17 protein-coding genes are annotated in these 19,497 nt (G+C 69.9%); 6 read left to right on the forward strand and 11 right to left on the reverse strand.

Going from position 1 to position 19,497, the window contains the following annotated elements:
- Positions 1 to 8 precede the first annotated feature (8 nt).
- A complete protein-coding gene (locus ABZ463_RS09295) occupies positions 9 to 989 on the reverse strand; it encodes a YafY family protein (protein WP_362774710.1) in 981 nt (326 codons plus the stop codon).
- Positions 990 to 1,077: 88 nt separating this feature from the next.
- Here ABZ463_RS09295 and ABZ463_RS09300 point away from each other — a divergent pair, with 88 nt between their 5' ends.
- Positions 1,078 to 2,211, forward strand: a complete 1,134-nt coding sequence (locus tag ABZ463_RS09300) for an epoxide hydrolase (protein WP_362774713.1) — start codon at positions 1,078 to 1,080, stop codon at positions 2,209 to 2,211.
- A 172-nt stretch (positions 2,212 to 2,383) separates the two neighbouring features.
- On the opposite strand, the gene ABZ463_RS09305 is transcribed toward ABZ463_RS09300, so the two are convergent.
- The 6 genes from ABZ463_RS09305 to ABZ463_RS09330 all read right to left on the reverse strand — a co-directional run bounded on the left by ABZ463_RS09305 (position 2,384) and on the right by ABZ463_RS09330 (position 6,480).
- Entirely contained in the window at positions 2,384 to 2,932 is a 549-nt protein-coding gene (locus ABZ463_RS09305) for a CGNR zinc finger domain-containing protein (protein ID WP_352008642.1), read from the reverse strand.
- 135 nt (positions 2,933 to 3,067) lie between these two features.
- Positions 3,068 to 3,475, reverse strand: a complete 408-nt coding sequence (locus ABZ463_RS09310) for a transcriptional repressor (protein WP_352008643.1) — start codon at positions 3,473 to 3,475, stop codon at positions 3,068 to 3,070.
- Positions 3,472 to 4,305 (reverse strand): metal ABC transporter permease, encoded by an 834-nt coding sequence (locus tag ABZ463_RS09315; protein WP_352008644.1) that lies wholly within the window; start codon positions 4,303 to 4,305, stop codon positions 3,472 to 3,474. Before ABZ463_RS09315 ends, ABZ463_RS09310 begins: the two co-directional genes overlap by 4 nt.
- A complete protein-coding gene (locus ABZ463_RS09320; protein WP_352009442.1) occupies positions 4,302 to 5,054 on the reverse strand; it encodes a metal ABC transporter ATP-binding protein in 753 nt (250 codons plus the stop codon). The genes ABZ463_RS09315 and ABZ463_RS09320 overlap by 4 nt, the downstream gene beginning before the upstream one ends.
- 36 nt (positions 5,055 to 5,090) lie before the next feature.
- Positions 5,091 to 6,005, reverse strand: a complete 915-nt coding sequence (locus ABZ463_RS09325; RefSeq protein WP_352008645.1) for a zinc ABC transporter substrate-binding protein — start codon at positions 6,003 to 6,005, stop codon at positions 5,091 to 5,093.
- A gap of 73 nt (positions 6,006 to 6,078) precedes the next feature.
- The gene (locus ABZ463_RS09330; protein ID WP_352008646.1) at positions 6,079 to 6,480 is read right to left on the reverse strand and encodes a DUF6703 family protein; all 402 of its coding nucleotides are present in this window, start codon (positions 6,478 to 6,480) and stop codon (positions 6,079 to 6,081) included.
- A gap of 86 nt (positions 6,481 to 6,566) precedes the next feature.
- Between ABZ463_RS09330 and ABZ463_RS09335 the strand changes: the two genes are divergently transcribed.
- Positions 6,567 to 6,845: an antibiotic biosynthesis monooxygenase family protein gene (locus ABZ463_RS09335; RefSeq protein WP_352008647.1), complete on the forward strand. Its 279-nt coding sequence runs from the start codon at positions 6,567 to 6,569 to the stop codon at positions 6,843 to 6,845.
- Between the two features lie 115 nt (positions 6,846 to 6,960).
- The gene (locus ABZ463_RS09340) at positions 6,961 to 8,346 is read left to right on the forward strand and encodes a glycine--tRNA ligase (protein WP_352008648.1); all 1,386 of its coding nucleotides are present in this window, start codon (positions 6,961 to 6,963) and stop codon (positions 8,344 to 8,346) included.
- Here ABZ463_RS09340 and ABZ463_RS09345 read toward each other — a convergent pair.
- Positions 8,336 to 9,121, reverse strand: coding sequence for a hypothetical protein (locus ABZ463_RS09345; protein WP_352008649.1), 786 nt, complete (start codon positions 9,119 to 9,121; stop codon positions 8,336 to 8,338). The genes ABZ463_RS09340 and ABZ463_RS09345 overlap by 11 nt on opposite strands.
- A 400-nt stretch (positions 9,122 to 9,521) precedes the next feature.
- On the opposite strand from ABZ463_RS09345, the gene ppdK reads away from it, so the two are divergent.
- Both ppdK and ABZ463_RS09355 read left to right on the forward strand, forming a co-directional pair.
- Entirely contained in the window at positions 9,522 to 12,164 is a 2,643-nt protein-coding gene (gene ppdK, locus ABZ463_RS09350) for a pyruvate, phosphate dikinase (protein ID WP_362774720.1), read from the forward strand.
- A 115-nt stretch (positions 12,165 to 12,279) separates the two neighbouring features.
- Positions 12,280 to 13,512: a deoxyguanosinetriphosphate triphosphohydrolase gene (locus tag ABZ463_RS09355; RefSeq protein ID WP_352008651.1), complete on the forward strand. Its 1,233-nt coding sequence runs from the start codon at positions 12,280 to 12,282 to the stop codon at positions 13,510 to 13,512.
- Positions 13,513 to 13,527: 15 nt separating this feature from the next.
- Here ABZ463_RS09355 and ABZ463_RS09360 read toward each other — a convergent pair whose 3' ends face one another.
- Positions 13,528 to 14,886 (reverse strand): glutamate decarboxylase, encoded by a 1,359-nt coding sequence (locus ABZ463_RS09360; RefSeq protein WP_352008652.1) that lies wholly within the window; start codon positions 14,884 to 14,886, stop codon positions 13,528 to 13,530.
- A 294-nt stretch (positions 14,887 to 15,180) separates the two neighbouring features.
- Between ABZ463_RS09360 and ABZ463_RS09365 the strand changes: the two genes are divergently transcribed.
- Positions 15,181 to 16,344: a hypothetical protein gene (locus ABZ463_RS09365; protein WP_362774725.1), complete on the forward strand. Its 1,164-nt coding sequence runs from the start codon at positions 15,181 to 15,183 to the stop codon at positions 16,342 to 16,344.
- Between the two features lie 618 nt (positions 16,345 to 16,962).
- On the opposite strand, the gene ABZ463_RS09370 is transcribed toward ABZ463_RS09365, so the two are convergent.
- Entirely contained in the window at positions 16,963 to 18,180 is a 1,218-nt protein-coding gene (locus tag ABZ463_RS09370) for a cytochrome P450 (RefSeq protein ID WP_362774728.1), read from the reverse strand.
- Between the two features lie 362 nt (positions 18,181 to 18,542).
- A complete protein-coding gene (locus ABZ463_RS09375; protein WP_362774731.1) occupies positions 18,543 to 19,364 on the reverse strand; it encodes a peptidoglycan DD-metalloendopeptidase family protein in 822 nt (273 codons plus the stop codon).
- Positions 19,365 to 19,497: the final 133 nt, after the last annotated feature.

Raw genomic sequence — 19,497 nt, forward strand, 5'->3', positions numbered from 1 at the left:
ATAGGTAATTACGGAGAGTGCCTCCTCCGGGAGGCCCGGGCGGCGCGGGTGGCACGGGCGCCCAGGGCGCGCAGATACGCGACCAGCTCCGGCGGTTCGCACACCTCGAACTCGCAGCCGAGCATGAGCAGACGTGCCGCGGTCCACTCCAGCGTGTCGGCCGGCCCGCGCAGGCGGCAACGGCCCTCGTCGACCGGCTCGACGCGCCCCACCGTGCCGCCGAGCCGCCGGGCCACCTCCTCGGCGGGAAGACGCAGGACCGCCACCACCTCGTACGTGGGCGCGGACGAGTGCAGTTTGTCGGTGACGAACGCGGCCGCGTCCTGCTCGGGCGGCACCCGGGCCGGGACCCGCACGCCGGTCGCCAGCGGGTCACCGATCCGGTCCACACGGAAGCTCCGCCAGTCGTCGCGGTCGTTGTCGTAGGCCAGCAGGTACCACCGGCGCCCGGCCGTCACCAGGCGGTACGGCTCGGCCAGGCGCCTGCTCTCCGTGCCGTCCGCCGACCGGTAGGCGAAGCGCAGCCGCTCATGGTTGGCGGCGGCCCCGGCGAGCACCACCAGGGTCCGCGGATCGACGGGCGGGCCGTCTCCGGCGCCCATCGGTACGGTCGCCGCGGCGAGCGTGCCGACCCGGTGCCGCAGCCGGGACGGCAGCACCCGCTCCAGCTTGGCCAGGGCCCGTACGGACGCCTCCTCGATGCCCTCCACCGGATGTGAGGCCGCGGTGCGCAGGCCCACGGCGATGGCCACCGCCTCCTCGTCGTCGACCAGCAGCGGCGGCATGGCCGTGCCCGCGGCGAGCCGGTAACCGCCGGCCGCGCCCATCGTCGCCTGGACCGGATATCCCAGCTCGCGCAGGCGGTCGATGTCGCGGCGGACGGTCCTGGGACTGACCCCGAGGCGTCCGGCCAGCTCACTGCCGGGCCAGTCACGGGGGGTCTGGAGCAACGACAGCAGTTCGAGCAGCCGCGCGGACGTGTCACCCATGGCCCCCAGCATGCCCGACCATGTAGGACAGGTCCCGACCTACATGGCTCCTATCGTCGTCCTGTCGCCACGACCTGTCGGGAGAACCATGAACACCGAGATCCGCCCCTTCCTGATCGACATCGCCCAGGCCGACCTGGACGACCTGAACGACCGCCTCGGTCGCGCCCGCTGGCCCCGGCCGCTGCCCGGCGAAGGATGGACCCGAGGGGTTCCCACCGGCTACCTCAGGGAACTCGCCGCCCACTGGCGCGACACATACGACTGGCGTGCGCACGAGGCGCGGCTGAACGCGTTCCCGCAGTTCATGACCGAGATCGACGGCCAGGAGATCCACTTCCTGCACGTGCGCTCGGCCGAGCCCGGCGCCCTGCCCCTCGTCCTCACCCACGGCTGGCCGAACACGTTCGCGGAGTTCGCCCGGCTCATCGACCGCCTCACCGACCCCCGCGCCCACGGCGGCGACCCCTCGGAGGCGTTCCACGTCGTCGTCCCCTCCGTGCCCGGCTTCGGGTTCTCCGCGCCACCACGCGGGACCGGCTGGAACGCGGCGCGTGTGGCGCGGCTCTGGGTGGGGCTGATGCGCCACCTCGGCTACGAGCGGTACGGCGCGCAGGGCGGGGACTTCGGGGCCTACGTCGCGCCGGAGGTCGCCAGGGCCGCACCGGGCCACGTGGCCGGTGTGTATGTCCTCGCCGGCCTCGGCTTCCCCACGGAGAAGGACCTGCCGGAGATGACGGAGGAGGAACGGGCGGCCTTCGCCCGGCTCCAGGAGCAGGACTGGATGAACGGCGTCGACCACCACGCGCTGTTGCGCGCGGCGCCGCAGACCTTCGCCTACGGATGGCACGACTCACCGGTCGCGGCGCTGGCCTGGACGACGCAGAAGTTCCACGAGTTCAACGCCTCGGGCAGGCCGCTGGAGCAGGTGATCGACCGGGACCAACTGCTGACCAACGTGAGCCTGTACTGGTTCACCGGAACCTTCGGCAGCTCGGCCTGGCCGTACTACGAGAGCACCGGCTTCGGCTGGCCGCAGGGCCAGGCCGCCGTGCCGACCGGCGTCTACAGCGGCCCGCCCGGCATCCGCCGCCTGGCCGAGCGCCACAACACCATCCTCCACTGGCCGGAGGACAATCCGCCCGGCCACCACTTCATCGCCATGGACCGCCCGGCCGACCTGGCCGCCGACCTCCGGGCCTTCTTCGCCAAAGTCCGCTGACCCCAACGCTCTCCGGGTGCACCGGCGCCGTGCGTGAGGGGTTTCGGCTTGGGCGCGTCGGTGCCTGGACCGAGGAGCGAAGGAGCGCAGCGGATGAGCGACGAGGGAGGACACCGACCCGAAAGCGCCCAAGCCCGCGCCGCCGCCAGGCGGCGCAAAGAGACACAGCGGACTACGCCCGGCGCCGCGCCCGGTAGGCCGCCACATGCATCCGGTTCCCGCAGGTGCGGCTGTCGCAGTACACGCGGGAGCGGTTGCGTGACTCGTCCACGAAGACGTTGTCGCAGTCGGGCGCGGAGCAGGTGCGCAGCCGTTCCCACTCGCCTTCGACGAGCAGGTGGGCCAGCGCGACCCCCAGGTCGGCCGACAGGTGTTCGCCGACGGAGGCGCCGGGGGCGAAGTAGTGGACGTGCAGGGGGTGTCCGTCGTGCTCGGTCAGCCGCGGGGTGATGCGGGTCCCGCTCAGCAGCGTGTTCAGCCGGATGACCGCCGTCGCCTGGTCGGGGGCGGTGAAGACCTTGTGGAAGGCCTCGCGTGCCGCGCGCACCTGGTTCAGGTCGGAGGAGCAGAGCTCACCGACACCGCTGACCTGGTGGCGCTCCACGAACTCACCGAGCTCCCGCAGGTCGGTCAGCCTGTCGGGGCCTCCGGTGGCGGGGGAGGTGTTGATGAGGTCGACCACGGTCGCGAGTGAGTGCACCATGTCATGTCCGAATGGCATGTTGACTCCTGAGGATGGCGGTTTCGGCGTGGGAGGGCGCGTCCGGCGACTCGCCGTCTCGGACGATTATCCCCCGTAACGCGGGCGTGAGGGGCTTTTCACGGTACGTCAGCCACGCCGTGGCCGGGGCGGTCGTCAGGAGTGACTCACCGCCGCGTGCGTCCTGGCGGCGGTCGAGCAGGAGGCACAGGTGCCGAAGACCTCGACCGTGTGCGTGACGTCGGTGAAGCCGTGCTCGGCCCCGACCGTCTCGGCCCAGCGCTCGACCGCGGGCCCGGCGACCTCGACGGTCCTGCCGCAGCGGCGGCAGACGAGGTGGTGGTGGTGGTCGCCGCTGGCGCAGGCGCGGTAGACGGACTCACCGTCGTCGGTCCTGAGCATGTCGACGTGGCCGCTGTCGGCCAGAGCCTGCAACGCCCGGTAGACGGTCGTCAGGCCTATCTTGGCGCCCTCGGCGCGCATCTCGGCGTAGACGTCCTGCGCGCTTCGGAAGCCCTCGCTGTGGCGGAGGACGTCATGGACGGCATCGCGTCTGCTGCTCATGGATTGGACTCCTGTGGTCGGCTTCGGCGTACGAATCTACCGAGCGCGAGGGCCAGGACGAACCCTCCGAGCGCTATGACAACAATGATGGCGCCCGATGGCACCTTGACATAAAAGGAGGAAGTAAGCCCGCTGACCGTGGAAACCATCCCGAAGACCATGGACAGCAGCATCGTGCTCCTGAAGCCCCGGGTGAGTTGCTGGCTGGTGGCGACCGGGACCACCATCAGGGCGCTGACCAGGAGCAGGCCGACCACGCGCATCGCGATGACCACGGTCAGCGCCGCGGTGACGGCGATCAGCAGGCTCAGGAAACGCACCGGCAGGCCCGACGTCCTGGCGACCTCCTCGTCCTGGCAGAGCACGTACAGCTCGCGGCCGAAGAAGACGACGACGCCCAGGACGGCGACCGCGAGCAGGGCGATCACCCAGACGTCCTCGACGCTGACGCTGCTGATCGAGCCGAACAGGTAGTACAGCAGGCTGGAGTTGCTGCCTCCCGGGGCGAGCGAGATGAGCAGCACGCCTCCGGCGATGCCGCCGTAGAACAGCAGGGCGAGCGCCACGTCGCCGCCCGTCCTGCCGCGCTCACGGACCAGCTCGATGGCCACCGCGCCGAGCACCGAGACCACGACGGCGGTCAGCACGGGGGCGGTGCCGGTCAGGAAGCCGAGCGCGACACCGGTGAGGGCGACGTGCCCGATGCCGTCGCCGAGCAGGGCCAGCCTGCGCTGCACGATGAAGGTGCCGATGGCCGGGGCGGCGAGGCCGACCAGCAGCGCGGCGATCAGTGCCCGCTGCATGAACTCGTACTGCAGAAGGTCCATCACGACGTCGGTCTCCAGTCGAGCGAGCTCAGCGGTTTGCCCGCCTCATGCGGGTGGACGTGGTCGTGACCGGGCAGCGCGTGCGCGCCGACCGCGTGGGGCGGCGCGCCGTCGTGGCACACGAATCCGTTCCTGAGCACGACGGCCCGGGTGATGAGCGGTTCGAGCGGGCCGAGTTCGTGGGCGACGAGCAGGACCGTCTTGCCCTGGGCGACCAGGGAGGTCAGGGTGTCGGCCAGCAGCTGCTGGCTCTGGGCGTCGACACCTGCGGTCGGCTCGTCCATGACGAAGGTGTCGGGCTCGCCCGCCAGGGCGCGGGCGATGAGCACCCGCTGCTGCTGCCCGCCGGACAGCGCCTGGACCGGGTCGCCCGCCCTGTCGGCCATGCCGACGGCCTGTAGCGCCCTGGAGGTCGCCTCCTTGTCGGCGGCGCCGGTCAGGCGCAGGCGCCGCTGCCTGGCGATCCTGCCGGAGGCGACGACCTCGCGGATGGTGGTGGGCACGCCGCCGCCGACCGAGAGCCGCTGGGGCACGTACCCGATCCGCCACCACTGCCTGAACCGGGCGGGCGGCGTGCCGTACAGCAGGGTGGTGCCGCCGGACAGGGGGGCGAGGCCGAGCAGGGCGCGGATGAGGGTGGACTTGCCCGAGCCGTTCGCGCCCAGCACGGCCACCACCTCACCGGCTCCGATGGTCAGGTCGACGCCCCGGAGCACCGGGCGGCGGTCCAGGCTGACCTGGCCGCCGCTCATGCTGAAAACCGTTTCGATGGATGTCACGTGTCGCCTTTACGAGCAGCCGAGCGCCGTCTGGAGCGCACTGAGGTTCTGGCGCATGGCGGACAGGTAGTCGCCGTTCGCCGGCTGGCTTTCGACCGGGTCCAGGACGGCCGTCTTGGCGCCGATCTCCGTGGAGAGGACCTCGGCGACCTTCGGGCTGACGAGGGCCTCACTGAAAATCGTAGTCACTTTCTCCTGCTTGGCCACTTTCGCCACCTCGGCGAGCCGGGCGGGGGAGGGCTCGGCCTCCGGGTCGATGCCGTTGATCCCGATCTGGCGGAGCTTGTAGCGGTCGGCGAGGTAGCCGAACGCGGCGTGACTGGTGACGATCGCCGTCGAGGAGCACCCGCTCAGGCCCCGTGACATCTCACCGTCCAGGGTGGTGAGGTCGGCGACGGTCGCGGCGGCCCGGTCCCGGTAGCCCTTGGCGTGGGCCGGGTCGGCCTCGGCGAGCCTGTCGCCGAGCTTGGTGGCGATCATGGCCATCCGGGAGGGGTCGAGCCAGACGTGCGGGTCGTGGGCGGCGTCGCCCGTCTCACCCTCGCCCTGCTCCCCGGCCGAGGAGGGGATGGTCTTGACCAGGGAGGCGACGTCGAGGCCCCGGCCGGCCGCGTGCTGTTCGACGGCCTCGTCCACCGCGGGCTGCACGTCCTTGACGTAGACGACGAGACCGGTCGCCTCGATGCCGGCGACCTGGGCGGGGGACAGTTCGAGGTCGTGCGGTTCGACTCCGGGTTTGGTCAGGGTGGTGACGGTGGCGTCGGGGCCGCCGATCCGCTCCGCCAGCCACTGCAGGGGGTACATGGCCGCGGTGATGTCGGTCTTGCCTCCCTGTGCTCCGGCCGGTCCTGCCTGGCCGGAGCCGCAGGCGGTGGTGACGGTGAGGACGGCGGTGAGAGCGGCGAGCAGACTTGCTGTGCGCATGTGCATACGTCGGGAGGAGCCGGACATCATGCTCACCAGTATGCGCGTAAATGAAAATGGTTGTCAAAATCGTCTAGAACGCCCCGAATCTGTCGGCGACCAGCAGGAGCAGGAAGGTCAGCAGGGCGACGCGCAGGACGCGCCCCCTGACGCCGAGCGAGGGCCACGACATGTAGGCCAGCCAGCCGACGAACCCGATCACCGGCAACACCGCGATCCCGCCGAGGAAGGACGGCACGGCGAACCCGGCCAGCAGCAACGCCACCAGGACCACCGGCAGGATCCAGCGGGGAAGCTGGAAGAGGAAGACGAGCGGGGCCGCGCTGCGCCGTTCGACCTCGCGCCGCAGCCCCGTGGCTCCGGGCGTGAAGAACTGCTCGCCGGGCGGCAGCGGACGGGGGCCTCTCGCCGCGCCCCGGGTGGGGCGGGGCCTGGCCATCGGGTGTGCGGGGCGCTCACGGCGTTTTTCGGCCACGGCCCGAGCCTAACGCCGTGACCCCTCCCGGCGGCAGCTCCCGCACCGGTGCGCGGCGGCGGGCCGGGCTCTGGCATTCTGGGCGGATGCTCGCTCTCATCCGCTACTCGGTGCCCGCAGGCCGTACCGGGGAGTTCCTCGCCCAGGCGCACGACATCGTCGACACCCTGGCGGGGCAGCCGGGATACGTGCGCGGGCGCGTGGTCAGGTCGGTGGACGAGCCCGAGTTGTGGGCGCTGGTCAGCGAGTGGGAGGGGGCGGGGTTCTACCGGCGCGCGCTCGGCGCGGCCAGGATGGCGATGTACCCGCTGATGCCCCTGATGCTCAACGAGCCCAGCGCCTTCGAGGACGCCGAACGTCCGTAGGACCCGCCGCACGGGCGGCGTGGGGGCAATGCGCGTCTGGCGCAGGTGCGGCTCCCCTAAGCTGGGGTCTCGACCAATTCCTCGCCGACCTCCAGCCGGATGGAGATTTTCCCTTATGGCACGCCGTACGGACATCATGGACACCATCGTCAGCCTCGCCAAGCGACGTGGGCTCGTCTACCCCTCCAGCGAGATCTACGGTGGCCTCCGGGCCTCCTGGGACTACGGCCCACTGGGGGTGGAGCTCAAGAACAACGTGAAGCGGCAGTGGTGGAAGACCATGGTGCAGGGCCGCGACGACGTCGTCGGTCTTGACTCCTGCGTGATCCTCGCCCGCGAGGTGTGGCAGGCCAGCGGCCACGTGGAGACCTTCACCGACCCGCTGACCGAGTGCCAGTCGTGCCACAAGCGCTACCGGGCCGACCACCTTGAGGAGGCCTACGCCGACAAGCACGGCAAGCAGCCCGCCGAGGGCCTGGCCGACATCACCTGCCCCAACTGCGGCAACAAGGGCGCCTTCACCCAGCCCAAGCAGTTCAGCGGCCTGCTGAAGACCTACCTCGGCGCCGTCGAGGACGAGTCCGGCCTGGCCTACCTGCGCCCGGAGACCGCGCAGGGCATCTTCATCAACTACCTCAACGTGCAGCAGTCGGCGCGCAGGAAGATCCCGTTCGGCATCGGCCAGATCGGCAAGTCGTTCCGCAACGAGATCACTCCCGGCAACTTCATCTTCCGCACCCGCGAGTTCGAGCAGATGGAGATGGAGTTCTTCGTCAAGCCGGGCAGCGACGAGGAGTGGCACCAGTACTGGATCGACGAGCGTTTCCGCTGGTACACCGACCTGGGCATCACCCCGGAGAACCTGCGTCTGTACGAGCACCCCAAGGAGAAGCTCTCCCACTACTCCAAGCGGACCGTCGACATCGAGTACCGCTTCAACTTCACCGGTGGCGAGTGGGGTGAGCTGGAGGGCATCGCCAACCGCACCGACTTCGACCTGACGGCCCACGGCAAGGCCTCCGGCACCGACCTGAGCTTCTTCGAGCAGGAGACCGGCGAGCGCTACGTCCCCTACGTGATCGAGCCCGCCGCCGGTGTCGACCGCGCCACGCTCACCTTCCTGATCGACGCCTACACCGAGGACGAGGCGCCCAACGCCAAGGGCGTCATGGAGAAGCGCACGGTCATGCGGCTCGACCACCGCCTCGCGCCGGTCAAGGTCGCGGTGCTGCCGCTGTCGCGCAACGCCGACCTGTCGCCGAAGGCGAAGGACCTGGCCGCCCAGCTGCGCCGCCGGTGGAACGTCGAGTTCGACGACGCGGGCGCCATCGGCCGTCGCTACCGTCGTCAGGACGAGATCGGCACGCCGTTCTGCGTCACGGTCGACTTCGACACCCTTGAGGACCACGCGGTGACCATCCGCGAGCGCGACTCGATGACCCAGGAGCGCGTGGCCCTCGACAAGGTCGACGCCTACCTCCGTCAGCACCTCAACGACTGACCCACCCGGCCCCCGCCCCGGCGACCACGGGAGCGGGGGCCGTCTGTGTCCGCGGGGGGTCGGCGTCCTGAGGCCCGGAGCCGCCCGGGACGACCGGCCCGACCAGAGGCGCGACCCCCTGATGCACGGCGACGCAGACCACGAGCCGGTCCTCCGGCCACTCCTCCCGTAACGGGACGAAGGCCAGCGTGGCCAGCCGGTCTCCGGCGGGACTGTTCTCGAAGAGCGGCTCAAGCCGTCCCCGGCACCCCCGCGCGGCCGTCTCCCGCACCTTCGCCTCGCCCGGCCAGATCCCGGGGGGTAACAGGAACCTGGCCAGCACCTCGCCGTCGTGCGGTGCCGAACAGCTCACCAGGGGCAGGATTCCGCTGTTCTTGTCGGAGGTCGTGCTGTCGGAGACCTCGTTGACGCAGGTGCCGAGCCGGACGTCGTCGATGTAGGTGACGGCGCCGGGCTCCTGTGACCGTTCGGCGGAGGCCGGGCCCGAGGAGGCCAGGACGCCCGGCCCGGGGCGTGACAGCAGACGCGGCACGAGAACGGCCAGGCCGGCGAGCAGGGCGGCCAGCGCGAGCGTCCCCGTCAGAACCCAGGCGAGGACCCTTCTCGTACGGCGTCCCGTCCGCACGGCCCGCTTCGGAGGGCCGGCCTGCTCCCCGGCGCGGGCCGCCCAGCCGGGCCGTCCCGCCTCCCACGGCGGCCTGGCCGTCTGTCGTTCCTCCTCGCGGCTGTCCGGCCTGGCCCAGGGGTGGTCGTTCCTCGCTTCGCCACTACTCATCACAAAGGTGACAATCCCATGCGAAGCCGGGGTGAGCCAGGAGATCTTCGACAATCGGGACCCGGTCGTTTCCCGTGTGACCCCGGGAGCGTGTGTGACGCGCGTTACATCGGATGCGCGGGAGGGCCGTTCCGTACCCCATACAGCATGGGTTGAACCCTCCGTGAACGCGTTTGAATGCTGAGACAATTGGTTTATACCAATTGGTTTATACCAATTCTTGGGGTGGTCCATATCACTGCGGCTTTGCTGCTCATTTAAATTGGATTAGACCGCTATGTAGCCTTCTACCTGGGCAAACGCTCTTTCGTGGGGTGGGTGGCGTTTCGTCTTCTTCTGCGTCGGTAGAGTCCAACCAAGGCGGGACCACACGTCATTTGAAGTCGCAGAAGGAGCAACCGTGCCCAAGTACGTTTACGACTTCACCGAGGGCAACAAAGATCTCAAGGATCTGCTCGGCGGTAAGGGGGCCAATCTGGCCGAGATGACCAATCTCGGGTTGCCGGTGCCCCCCGGCTTCACCATCACCACCGACGCGTGCCGCCGTTTCCTTGAGGACGGCGGGCTCCCCGAGGGGCTGGAGGAGGAGATCTCCCGGCACCTGGCCGCGCTGGAGGGCCGGATGGGCAGGCGTCTCGGCCAGGCCGACGACCCCCTGCTGGTCAGCGTGCGCTCCGGGGCCAAGTTCTCCATGCCGGGCATGATGGAGACCGTCCTGAACATCGGGCTCAACGACCAGTCCGTGCACGGCCTGGTCAAGCAGGCGGGGGGCAACGAGCGTTTCGCCTGGGACTCCTACCGGCGCCTCATCCAGATGTTCGGCAAGACCGTCCAGGGCATCGACGGTGAACTGTTCGACGAGGCCCTGGAGGAGCTCAAGAACGGCCGTGACGACCTGGAGCTTGAGGCCGCCGACTTCCAGCGCCTGGTCGAGACCTACAAGGGCATCGTCCGCGAGCAGACCGGCCAGGACTTCCCCGCCGACCCGCACGAGCAGATGCGCATGGCCGTGATGGCGGTCTTCGAGTCGTGGAACGCCCCGCGCGCCGTCCTCTACCGCCGTCAGGAGCGCATCCCCGCCGACCTGGGCACGGCCGTCAACGTGTGCTCGATGGTGTTCGGCAACTGCGGCATGGACTCGGGCACCGGCGTCGCCTTCACCCGCGACCCCGGCAGCGGCCACCAGGGCGTCTACGGCGACTACCTGCAGAACGCCCAGGGTGAGGACGTGGTCGCGGGCATCCGCAACACCATGCCGCTGCAGGATCTGGAGCGCATCGACAAGTCCGTCTACGACGAGCTCATGAAGATCATGGAGACGCTGGAGAACCACTACCGCGACCTGTGCGACATCGAGTTCACGGTCGAGCGCGGCAAGCTGTGGATGCTGCAGACCCGGGTGGGCAAGCGGACGGCGGGGGCGGCCTTCCGCATCGCCGTACAGCTGGTCGACCAGGGCCTGATCGACCTCGACGAGGCCGTGACCCGGGTGAACGGCGCCCAGCTGGCCCAGCTGATGTTCCCGCGCTTCGACGGCGACGCGAAGAGCGCCAGGATCACCACCGGGATGAACGCCTCACCCGGCGCCGCCGTCGGCAAGGCCGTCTTCTCCTCCGCGCGGGCCGTCGAGCTGGCCGCGGCGGGAGAGGCCGTCATCCTGGTCCGCCGCGAGACCAACCCCGACGACCTGGCGGGCATGATCGCCGCCCAGGGCGTGCTCACCAGCCGGGGAGGCAAGACCTCCCACGCCGCGGTCGTCGCCCGGGGCATGGGCAAGACCTGCGTGTGCGGCGCGGAGGAGCTTGAGGTCTCCACCAAGGAGCGCAGGTTCACCGCCCCCGGCGGCGTCGTGGTCTCCGAGGGGGACGTCATCTCCATCGACGGATCGAGCGGCGCGGTCTACCTCGGCGAGGTGCCCGTCGTCCCCTCCCCGGTCGTCGAGTACTTCGAGGGCGCGACCGACCAGGACGACGAGCTGGTCACGGCGGTGCACCGCATCATGACCCACGCCGACGCCGCCAGGCGGCTGAAGGTGCGGGCCAACGCCGACAACGCCGAGGACGCCTCCCGTGCCCGCAGGTTCGGCGCCGAGGGCATCGGGCTGTGCCGTACCGAGCACATGTTCCTCGGGGACCGCAGGCAGCTGGTCGAGGACCTCGTCCTGGCCTCCTCGGAGGAGGAGCGCGACCGGGCGCTGGCGGCCCTCGAACCGCTGCAGAAGGCGGACTTCGTGGAGATCTTCCAGGCGATGGCGGGCCTGCCCGTCACGATCCGGCTGATCGACCCGCCGCTGCACGAGTTCCTGCCCGACTACACCGAGCTGTCGGTCAAGGTGGCCCTCGCCGGGGACCAGGCCGAGGAGAAGGACCGCAGGGTGCTGGCCGCCGTCAAGCGCCTGCACGAGCAGAACCCCATGCTCGGCCTGCGCGGTGTACGGCTCGGCCTGGTCATCCCCGGCCTGTTCGCCATGCAGGTCAGGGCGATCGCCGAGGCCGCCAAGGCCGTGGAGGGCGCCCGCGCCGAGATCATGATCCCGCTGGTCGGCGCGGTCCAGGAGCTGGAGCACGTCAGGGACGAGGCGCGGCGGATCCTGGCCGAGGTCGGTGTCGAGGCGCTGGTCGGCACGATGATCGAGGTGCCCAGGGCGGCGCTGACCGCGGCGCAGATCGCCGAGGCCGCGGAGTTCTTCTCCTTCGGCACCAACGACCTGACCCAGATGACCTGGGCCTTCTCCCGGGACGACGTGGAGGCGGCGTTCTTCTCCAAGTACCTGGAGCTCGGCGTCTTCGGCGTCTCGCCGTTCGAGTCGCTGGACCGCGACGGAGTCGGCAGGCTCGTGCGGATCGCGGCGGAGGAGGGACGCGCGACCAGGCCCGACCTCAAGCTCGGCATCTGCGGCGAGCACGGCGGCGACCCGGACTCCATCCACTTCTGCCACCAGGTGGGGCTCGACTACGTGTCCTGCTCGCCGTTCCGCATCCCCGTCGCCCGTCTTGAGGCGGGCCGCGCGGCCCTGGTGAGCACGGGTTCGGACACCCGCTGACGGATCGTGCGCCCCGGCCTCCTCCCTGGAGGAGGCCGGGGTTTCCAGGAGTCACCAGGTGTTTCCACGACGTTTCGCATAGGTGGCACCTTTCCTGGATAAAATCACTGCACTTATGCACGCTTATGACGAGCATGACCAGGCCAGATGGGTGCCGGAACCGCCCGGCAACCCCGAACGAAGCCCGTTCGAACGAGATCGGGCGCGGGTGCTGCACAGCGCGGGGCTGCGCAGGCTCGCCGCCAAGACCCAGGTGGTCGGACCGGCGGAGACGCTCGGCAGCGGGCAGCACATCCCGCGCACCCGGCTGACCCACTCCCTGGAGTGCGCGCAGATCGGCAGGGAGATGGGCCAGGCCCTGCGCAGGGACCCCGACCTGGTCGAGACCGCGTGCCTGGCCCACGACCTGGGGCATCCGCCGTTCGGGCACAACGGGGAGACCGCCCTCAACGAACTGGCCGCCGGGTGCGGCGGGTTCGAGGGGAACGCGCAGAGCCTGCGCCTGCTGACCCGTCTTGAGGCCAAGGTCCTCACCGAGGACGGCCGCAGCGCCGGGCTCAACCTCACCCGGGCCTGCCTGGACGCCGCGACCAAGTATCCCTGGACCAGGGAGCGAAGCCCCAAGTACTGCGCCTACCCCGAGGACATGGCGGTCTTCGAGTGGATCAGGCGGGGCGCCCCCGAGGGCAGCGTCAGCTTCGAGGCCCAGATCATGGACTGGGCCGACGACGTCGCCTACTCGGTGCACGACCTGGAGGACGCCCTGCACTCCGGCGCCGTCATGCCGCAGGTGCTGCGCGACCCGGCGGAGCGCGGGGGCGTCTGCGCGACGACCCGTGCCTGGTACGCCCCCGACGCCGAGCCCGCGGAGCTCGACGACGTCCTCGGCGGGCTGTTCGCCCTGCCGCTGTGGCCCCGGCACTTCGACGGCACGCTCGCCGACCTCGTCGCGACCAAGGCGCTCACCAGCTCCCTCATCGGCCACCTGTGCCGCTCCGCGCAGGAGGCGACCCGCGAGGCGTACGGCGAGGCCGCGGGGCGCCACGGCGCCAACCTGGTCGTCCCCCGGCGCACCCGCCTCGAATGCGCCCTGCTGAAGGGGCTGACCGCGCACTACGTGATGACCAGCGACGCGCACAGCGCCAACCAGGCCAGGCAGCGTGAGATCGTCCGTGACCTCGCCCACCTGATCATGCTCGGCGCGCCGCTCACCCTGGAGCCCGCGCTGCGTCCCGCCTTCACCAGGGCGGAGACCGACGCCGGGCGGCTGCGGGTGGTCGTCGACCAGATCGCCTCGCTCACCGACACCTCCGCGCTCACCTGGCACCGGCGCCTGTCCGGCGGCTGAGCCCCGGCCCGTGGTTCAGTGGTGGAACCCCGGCCTGTGCTCCGCCCCGCCGCCCCGGTGGAGCCGGTCCAGGCAGCGCCGGATGTCCTCGGCGAGCAGGGAGGCCTCGTCACGGCCGATGCCGTGCCTGATCAGCACCCGCTGGACGACCGTCTCCTGCCGGTCGGGCGGCAGCGGGTATGAGGGAACCTGCCAGCCCCTGGCGCGCAGTTGTTCGGACAGGTCGTAGAGGGTGAAGCCGGGGTCGGGACCGGCCAGGGTGTAGGAGACCGCGGGCAGGGCGCCCCGGCCGTCGTAGAGCAGTTCGAACGGCCCCATCTTGGCGATCCGGTCGGCCAGGAACCGCGCGGTGTCCAGGCACGCCTGCTGGACCCTGCGGTATCCCTCCCGGCCCAGCCGCAGCATCGTGTAGTACTGGGCGACGATCTCGCCGCCGGGACGGGAGAAGTTGAGGGCGAACGTCGGCATCTCACCGCCCAGATAGCTGACGTCGAAGATCAGGTCCTTCGGCAGCAGGTCGGCGGAGCGCCACACGATCCATCCGACGCCGAGCGGCGCCAGGCCGTACTTGTGGCCGGAGGCGTTGATGGAGGCGACCCGTTCGAGCCGGAAGTCCCACGGCAGGTCGGGCTGGACGAACGGGGCGACGAACCCGCCGCTGGCGGCGTCCACGTGGATCGGCACGTCCAGTCCCGTCTCGGTGTGGATCGCGTCGAGTTCGCCGGCGATGCCGGCGACCGGTTCGAAGTCGCAGGTGTAGGTGACGCCCAGGATCGCCACGACGCCGATCGTGTTCTCGTCGACGTAGTCGCGTAGCTGGTGCGGGCGCAGACCGGTCGCGTCACGTTCGAGCGGCACCTGCCGCAGCTCGACGTCGAAGTAGCGGGCGAACTTCTCCCAGCAGACCTGCACCGGGCCGCAGACCAGGTTGGGGCGGTCGGCCGGCTTGCCGTCCTCCTGGCGGCGACGGCGCCATCTCCACTTGAGCGCCAGCCCCCCGAGCATCGCCGCCTCACTCGACCCGGTCGTCGAGCAGCCCATCGTGCCCATGCCGTCGGGGGAGTTCCACAGGTCGGCCAGGATGTGCACGCACCGGGACTCGATCTCGGCCGTCTGCGGGTACTCGTCCTTGTCGATCATGTTCTTGCCGAGGCAGAGATCCATCAGACGATGGGTCTCCTCGTCGCTCCAGGTGGTGCAGAACGTCGCCAGGTTCTGCGCGGAGTTCCCGTCGAGCAGGAGTTCCGAGCTGACGAGGTCGTAGACCGCGCGTGGTTCGGCGGGGGAGTCGGGAAGGCGGCGTTTCGGCAGCGGCCGTTCGCTCAGCGGCGAGGTGTACACGTCGTCCCAGGAGGTGACCTTGTGCAGGGGCATGTGGATCTCCTGTTCGCCGGGTCAGGCCCGGTCGGCGGTACGGTGCCGGGGTCCATCGGCTACCTACCCGACCGGCAAACGCCACAAAGTCCGACGAAATTCACGAAAGGTCCAAGAGGGGTTGCGGCGCTCGTGCACGGCTGGCGTTCCGATATGTCGGGAAACCTGTGGTTTATGGCTGGATCAAGGATTGTCGGGGTTTCCCGGTCGTGATTACGTGAACCCATCGGGGACGGGCGCGCGTTCCGGTGACGCGCACGGGACGCGACGCCCTTCAACCAGTGAGGGGAACCCATGCGAGTCTTCAGCGGGCTGCTCGTCGGTGTGCTCGTCGCCACCGCCCTGGCCCTGTTACCCACCTCCGCCGCTCAGGCCCAGGTGTGTCAGCACCGTACAGGCGTCAGCCATGGCGGCGGGATCTTCCCGAACACGTTCACCGAGGACTCCGTCTGCGGCAACCAGACGGGAGCCCCGGTCCACGCCACCCCGGACGGCTCGTCGCCGCAGGTGGGGGTCATGGACACCGCCCAGAGCTGGTTCCTGTGCTGGACGCGCGGCCAGCAGCACGGCGGTGGCAACAACGTGTGGTACTACACCCAGGGCGACCGGGTGGTGAGCAACCCGGAGCGGCACGGCTACGGCTTCGTGCCCGCGCTCTACCTGAACACCTCACTGGACCCGGACGACGCCAGGCTCGCCCAGTGCCCGTCGCTGCCCGCCGATCGCTCGACCGCCTACATGGTCTACGACCGCGTCACCGGCACGTCCGTGCGCAGCGAGGAGCACAAGAGGTTCCGCTCCGCCTCGCTGGTGAAACTGCTCATCGCCCTCGACTACCTCGAAACCCTCGGCCCGGGTACGGCGGTGCCCACCGCCGACGCCCAGCTGCTGCAGAGCATGCTGCGTTCGAGTAAGGACAACGCCGCGAGCGCCCTGTGGGAGCGTGGCGGCTGGGAGACGATCGTGAGCCGGATGGTGACCAAGATCGGCCTGACCGACACGGCGCCACCGGCCGACCGGGGGATGTGGGGCTACACCGAGATCAGCGCCGCCGACGTGGTGAAGATCTACCGCTACATCCTGGAGAGAGCGGACCCGTCCTTCAGGAACCTCATCATGGGGCACCTGCGCCAGGCCACCCGGTGCGCGGACGACGGCTGGGACCAGTACTTCGGCATCCCGCGCGCCGTCTCCGCCCCCTGGGCCGTCAAGCAGGGCTGGTCCGCCTTCGACGAGGACCCGCGGTGCCCGGTGGCGGCCGGTACGCGGAGCCCGTCCGCCCGTACGGCGAGCGTCGACCTGGCCAGCCCCGCGATGCACACCTCCGGGACCCTCTGTGCGAACGACCGGAAGATCATGGTGGTGCTGACCCTCAACCCCCTGGGCACCACCTGGGCCGACGCCGCCTCCCGCATCACCACCCAGGCGGGGACCCTCTACGCGGCGGCACCCTGCTGACAGGGCGAACGCGGAAGCCCGGCCTGTAACCCGGCCTGTGGACCGAAACGGGCCCACAGGCCGGGAAGGTGCGCGCCCGGATCTCATCCGGATGAGACCGGTGGAGCGGGCCTGGGAGAGGCGCTCGTCAGACCGGGGAGAGAACCCTCCCCGGAACGGGCTCACCATACTTTGTAAAGGCGGTTTCCGGTGACCGCCGTCGAGGCCCGGAACCTCCCACGCCGTGGCTCCCCGACCGGGACGGCCGGGGGACGAGGACGGCTCCGGGGTCCGTTGGTCGCGTATCTTCGCGCACATGCCGCAGGACACCGCGTTGGCATACGGTGAGGCACGCGCTCTCGTCCGCCGGGCGGCGGGAGAGGTTCCGGACCCTCGCGCCTGCGCCGTCATCGACGACAGGGTCGGAGTCGTCCGGTGGGTTCGCCAGGAGGATGACTCAGGTTCAGGGTCCGAACCCCCGGGCCCCCGGACCGGTCACCGGATGACCCGTACCGGGGACGAACGTGCCGACATCACCCGGTGGCTGCGGCGTGAGGTGCCCGCCGAACCGGCCGCGGCCAAGGAGCGGCTGGAGCGAACCGGTGCCTGAACGGCGTTCCTGAGGCCGCCCCGTACGGGCTACCAGCCCACGGGGAAGGCGCGGGTGCCGAAGACCACCCCGTCGTAGTCGAAGGGCAGGTCGTCGTCGTCTCCGATGACGTGGAGAGCGGGCAGGCGGTCGAAGAGGGCGCGGTAGGCGATCTCCAGTTCTGCGCGGGCGAGGTTCTGGCCGAGGCACTGGTGGACGCCGTAGCCGAAGGCCAGGTGGTTGCGGGCGCCCCGGCGGATGTCGAAGTCGTCGGGCCGGTCGAAGACCCGGGGGTCGCGGTTGGCCGATGCGCCGAGCACGAACATGCCCTCCCCGGCCCGTACGGCCTGGCCCCCGATCTCCATGTCCCGGGTGGCGACCCGGTCGAAGCCCACCCAGTCGACGATCGAGTGGTAGCGCAGCAACTCCTCGACGGCCAGGGGCCAGCCGGTGGGGTCGGCGCGCAGGGCGGCGAGCTGGTCCGGGTGACGCAGCAGGGTGTGCACGCCCAGCGGGATCATGTTCGCGGTCGTCTCGTGCCCGGCGATGAGCAGCAGGAAGACCATGCCGACCATGGCGTCGTGGGTCAGCTCGCCGGTCTCCCGCCGCGCGGTGACCAGGCGTCCGATGAGGTCGTCACCCGGCTCGCTCTCCGCCTCGGTGATCAGCTTGTCGAGGTAGTGCCAGACCTCGATGGCGGCGGCGATCCCGTCGGCGGAGGAGCCGACGCCGGTGTCCATCATCTTGCGGGTCCTGGCCCGGAAGAAGTCGCGGTCGGCGTAGGGGACGCCGAGGAGCGCGCAGGTCACCATGGACGGCAGGGCGAAGCCGAAGGCGTCGACGAGGTCGGTCGGGGAGCCCGCCTTCAGCATGTCGTCGATGAGCAGGTCGGTGGCCTCCTGGATGGCCGGGCGCATCTCCTTGACCCGTCGCACGGTGAACTCGGGGATCAGCATTCGCCGGTAGAGACTGTGCTCCGGCGGATCCATGTCGATGAACTGGCCGGCCTGGAACCTCCTGCGGATCTCCAGCTCCTCCTCGGAGGGGTCGTCGGGCCGCATCGCGGGCATCGGATGGCCGGGGGACGCCGGATCGGTGCTGACCGTGGGATCGCTGAGCACCTGCTGCGCCTCGGCGTGCCGGGTCACCAGCCAGACCTCGCCTCTGGCGATCCTGGCTCTGACGAGTGGGGCCTGTTCGCGGAGCCGTTCGTACTCGTCCGGCGGAGAAAAAGGACAAGTGCGAGAAATTGGGAAATCTGTCGTCATTTGATCTTGCTCCCAAAGGGCCGCCACATTTGTTCTTTTCGGAGAACGTAGCAAAAGTTACCTGTCTGTCAAGGTGTCGCTTTTGGGTGGCCGAAAAGATGATATTTATTTATTAGAGTGATTTTTCGGATTTGGGGATGAGGATGATGATCAATCGGCCGGCGGCGCGGTGAATGAGCCGGTCACAGGGGTCATTCCGCTCAATGGAAGGCCGTTCCTGAATGCCGGAAGGCCACGGCGGGTCGCCGTACTCATGGAAACCGTGATATCCCGGCGCGGCTCTTGCGGTCCGCGCCGGCCGTGCGAACGGTGAAAGGCGCCGGAAACCCCGTCCCCGGCGGAGAGGATCCGCAGGAACGGGGTCAGTTGCCCAGGGGAATCTTCTCTTCGGGCGTCGGGGACGGCTTCTCCGGCTTGTCCGTCGAACCGGGCTTGGCGGCGCACAGGGTCGAGCACTTGGGGGAGGCGCCGACCCGGTTCATCACGGCCCGCGACTCCTCGGCGGGCGAGAGCGTGCGGTTGCCGTCCAGCCAGGCGTCCAGGTAGTTCCACGGCGGGACCATGCCGCGCCGTACCCACCAGAGGGAGTGGTCGGTCTTCCAGGAGATCGCGAAGTAGAGGTTGCTCGCGGTCGAGCGGGCGTTGCCCGAGTTGCCGACCTGGCCGAGGACCTGACCCGCGGAGACCCTGACGCCGGGCTTGATCCCCGGGGTGATCCTGTCCAGGTGGCCGCCGAGGTAGCGCACGCCGTCGTCGCCGATGACCGTGACGAAACGGCCCTCCCGGTCGGGGCCCCGGTCGGTCGAGGGCTTCCACCGGTTCTTGGCGTTGACCTCGTCGACCACCCCGTTCACCGGGGAGACGAACGAGCAGCCCTTCCCGGTCCAGATCGTGGTCTTCGGCAGCACGAGAAGCCTGCTCTCGTAGCTCACCCTGCAGTCCTTGACCGGGAAGACGTAGCTGAAGTTCGACAGCTTCGGCGGTGGGACCCGCACCGGGTCGTCACCCGCCGGCCGGGTCACGCTCGCCTGCGCGGCGGGCGTCGGGGACGGGGTGGGAATCGTCGCCGTGACCTTGCCCGGCCCCGTGGCCGCGACCTCCGCCGCGGGGGGAAGGGTGCTGACACCCGCGACCCCTCCCGGGGACGCGCAGGCCCCGGTGGCGAGCAGAACGCCCACCGTCACACTCAGTCGAGCTATGTGCCCCGATCGCATGATCTCCACCAGGCTAACGTTATCGATAACCAGCCTTTACCTTTGTAGCCGACCTTCCGTTTGGTCACGACCTGTTCGGGAAAGTCGGCGTCCCAGCCGAGGC

Origin of the sequence: Streptosporangium sp. NPDC020145, assembly GCF_040631275.1 — a bacterium.
Lineage (GTDB): Bacteria > Actinomycetota > Actinomycetes > Streptosporangiales > Streptosporangiaceae > Streptosporangium.

Bases quoted from the DNA above. Each gene is read 5' to 3' on its own strand.
- ABZ463_RS09295 (WP_362774710.1), bottom strand. From the start codon at position 989: ATGGGTGACACGTCCGCGCGGCTGCTCGAACTGCTGTCGTTGCTCCAG.
- ABZ463_RS09300 (WP_362774713.1), top strand. From the start codon at position 1,078: ATGAACACCGAGATCCGCCCCTTCCTGATCGACATCGCCCAGGCCGAC.
- ABZ463_RS09305 (WP_352008642.1), bottom strand. From the start codon at position 2,932: ATGCCATTCGGACATGACATGGTGCACTCACTCGCGACCGTGGTCGAC.
- ABZ463_RS09310 (WP_352008643.1), bottom strand. From the start codon at position 3,475: ATGAGCAGCAGACGCGATGCCGTCCATGACGTCCTCCGCCACAGCGAG.
- ABZ463_RS09320 (WP_352009442.1), bottom strand. From the start codon at position 5,054: ATGAGCGGCGGCCAGGTCAGCCTGGACCGCCGCCCGGTGCTCCGGGGC.
- ABZ463_RS09325 (WP_352008645.1), bottom strand. From the start codon at position 6,005: ATGCGCACAGCAAGTCTGCTCGCCGCTCTCACCGCCGTCCTCACCGTC.
- ABZ463_RS09335 (WP_352008647.1), top strand. From the start codon at position 6,567: ATGCTCGCTCTCATCCGCTACTCGGTGCCCGCAGGCCGTACCGGGGAG.
- ABZ463_RS09340 (WP_352008648.1), top strand. From the start codon at position 6,961: ATGGCACGCCGTACGGACATCATGGACACCATCGTCAGCCTCGCCAAG.
- ABZ463_RS09345 (WP_352008649.1), bottom strand. From the start codon at position 9,121: ATGAGTAGTGGCGAAGCGAGGAACGACCACCCCTGGGCCAGGCCGGAC.
- ABZ463_RS09355 (WP_352008651.1), top strand. From the start codon at position 12,280: ATGCACGCTTATGACGAGCATGACCAGGCCAGATGGGTGCCGGAACCG.
- ABZ463_RS09360 (WP_352008652.1), bottom strand. From the start codon at position 14,886: ATGCCCCTGCACAAGGTCACCTCCTGGGACGACGTGTACACCTCGCCG.
- ABZ463_RS09365 (WP_362774725.1), top strand. From the start codon at position 15,181: ATGCGAGTCTTCAGCGGGCTGCTCGTCGGTGTGCTCGTCGCCACCGCC.
- ABZ463_RS09370 (WP_362774728.1), bottom strand. From the start codon at position 18,180: ATGACGACAGATTTCCCAATTTCTCGCACTTGTCCTTTTTCTCCGCCG.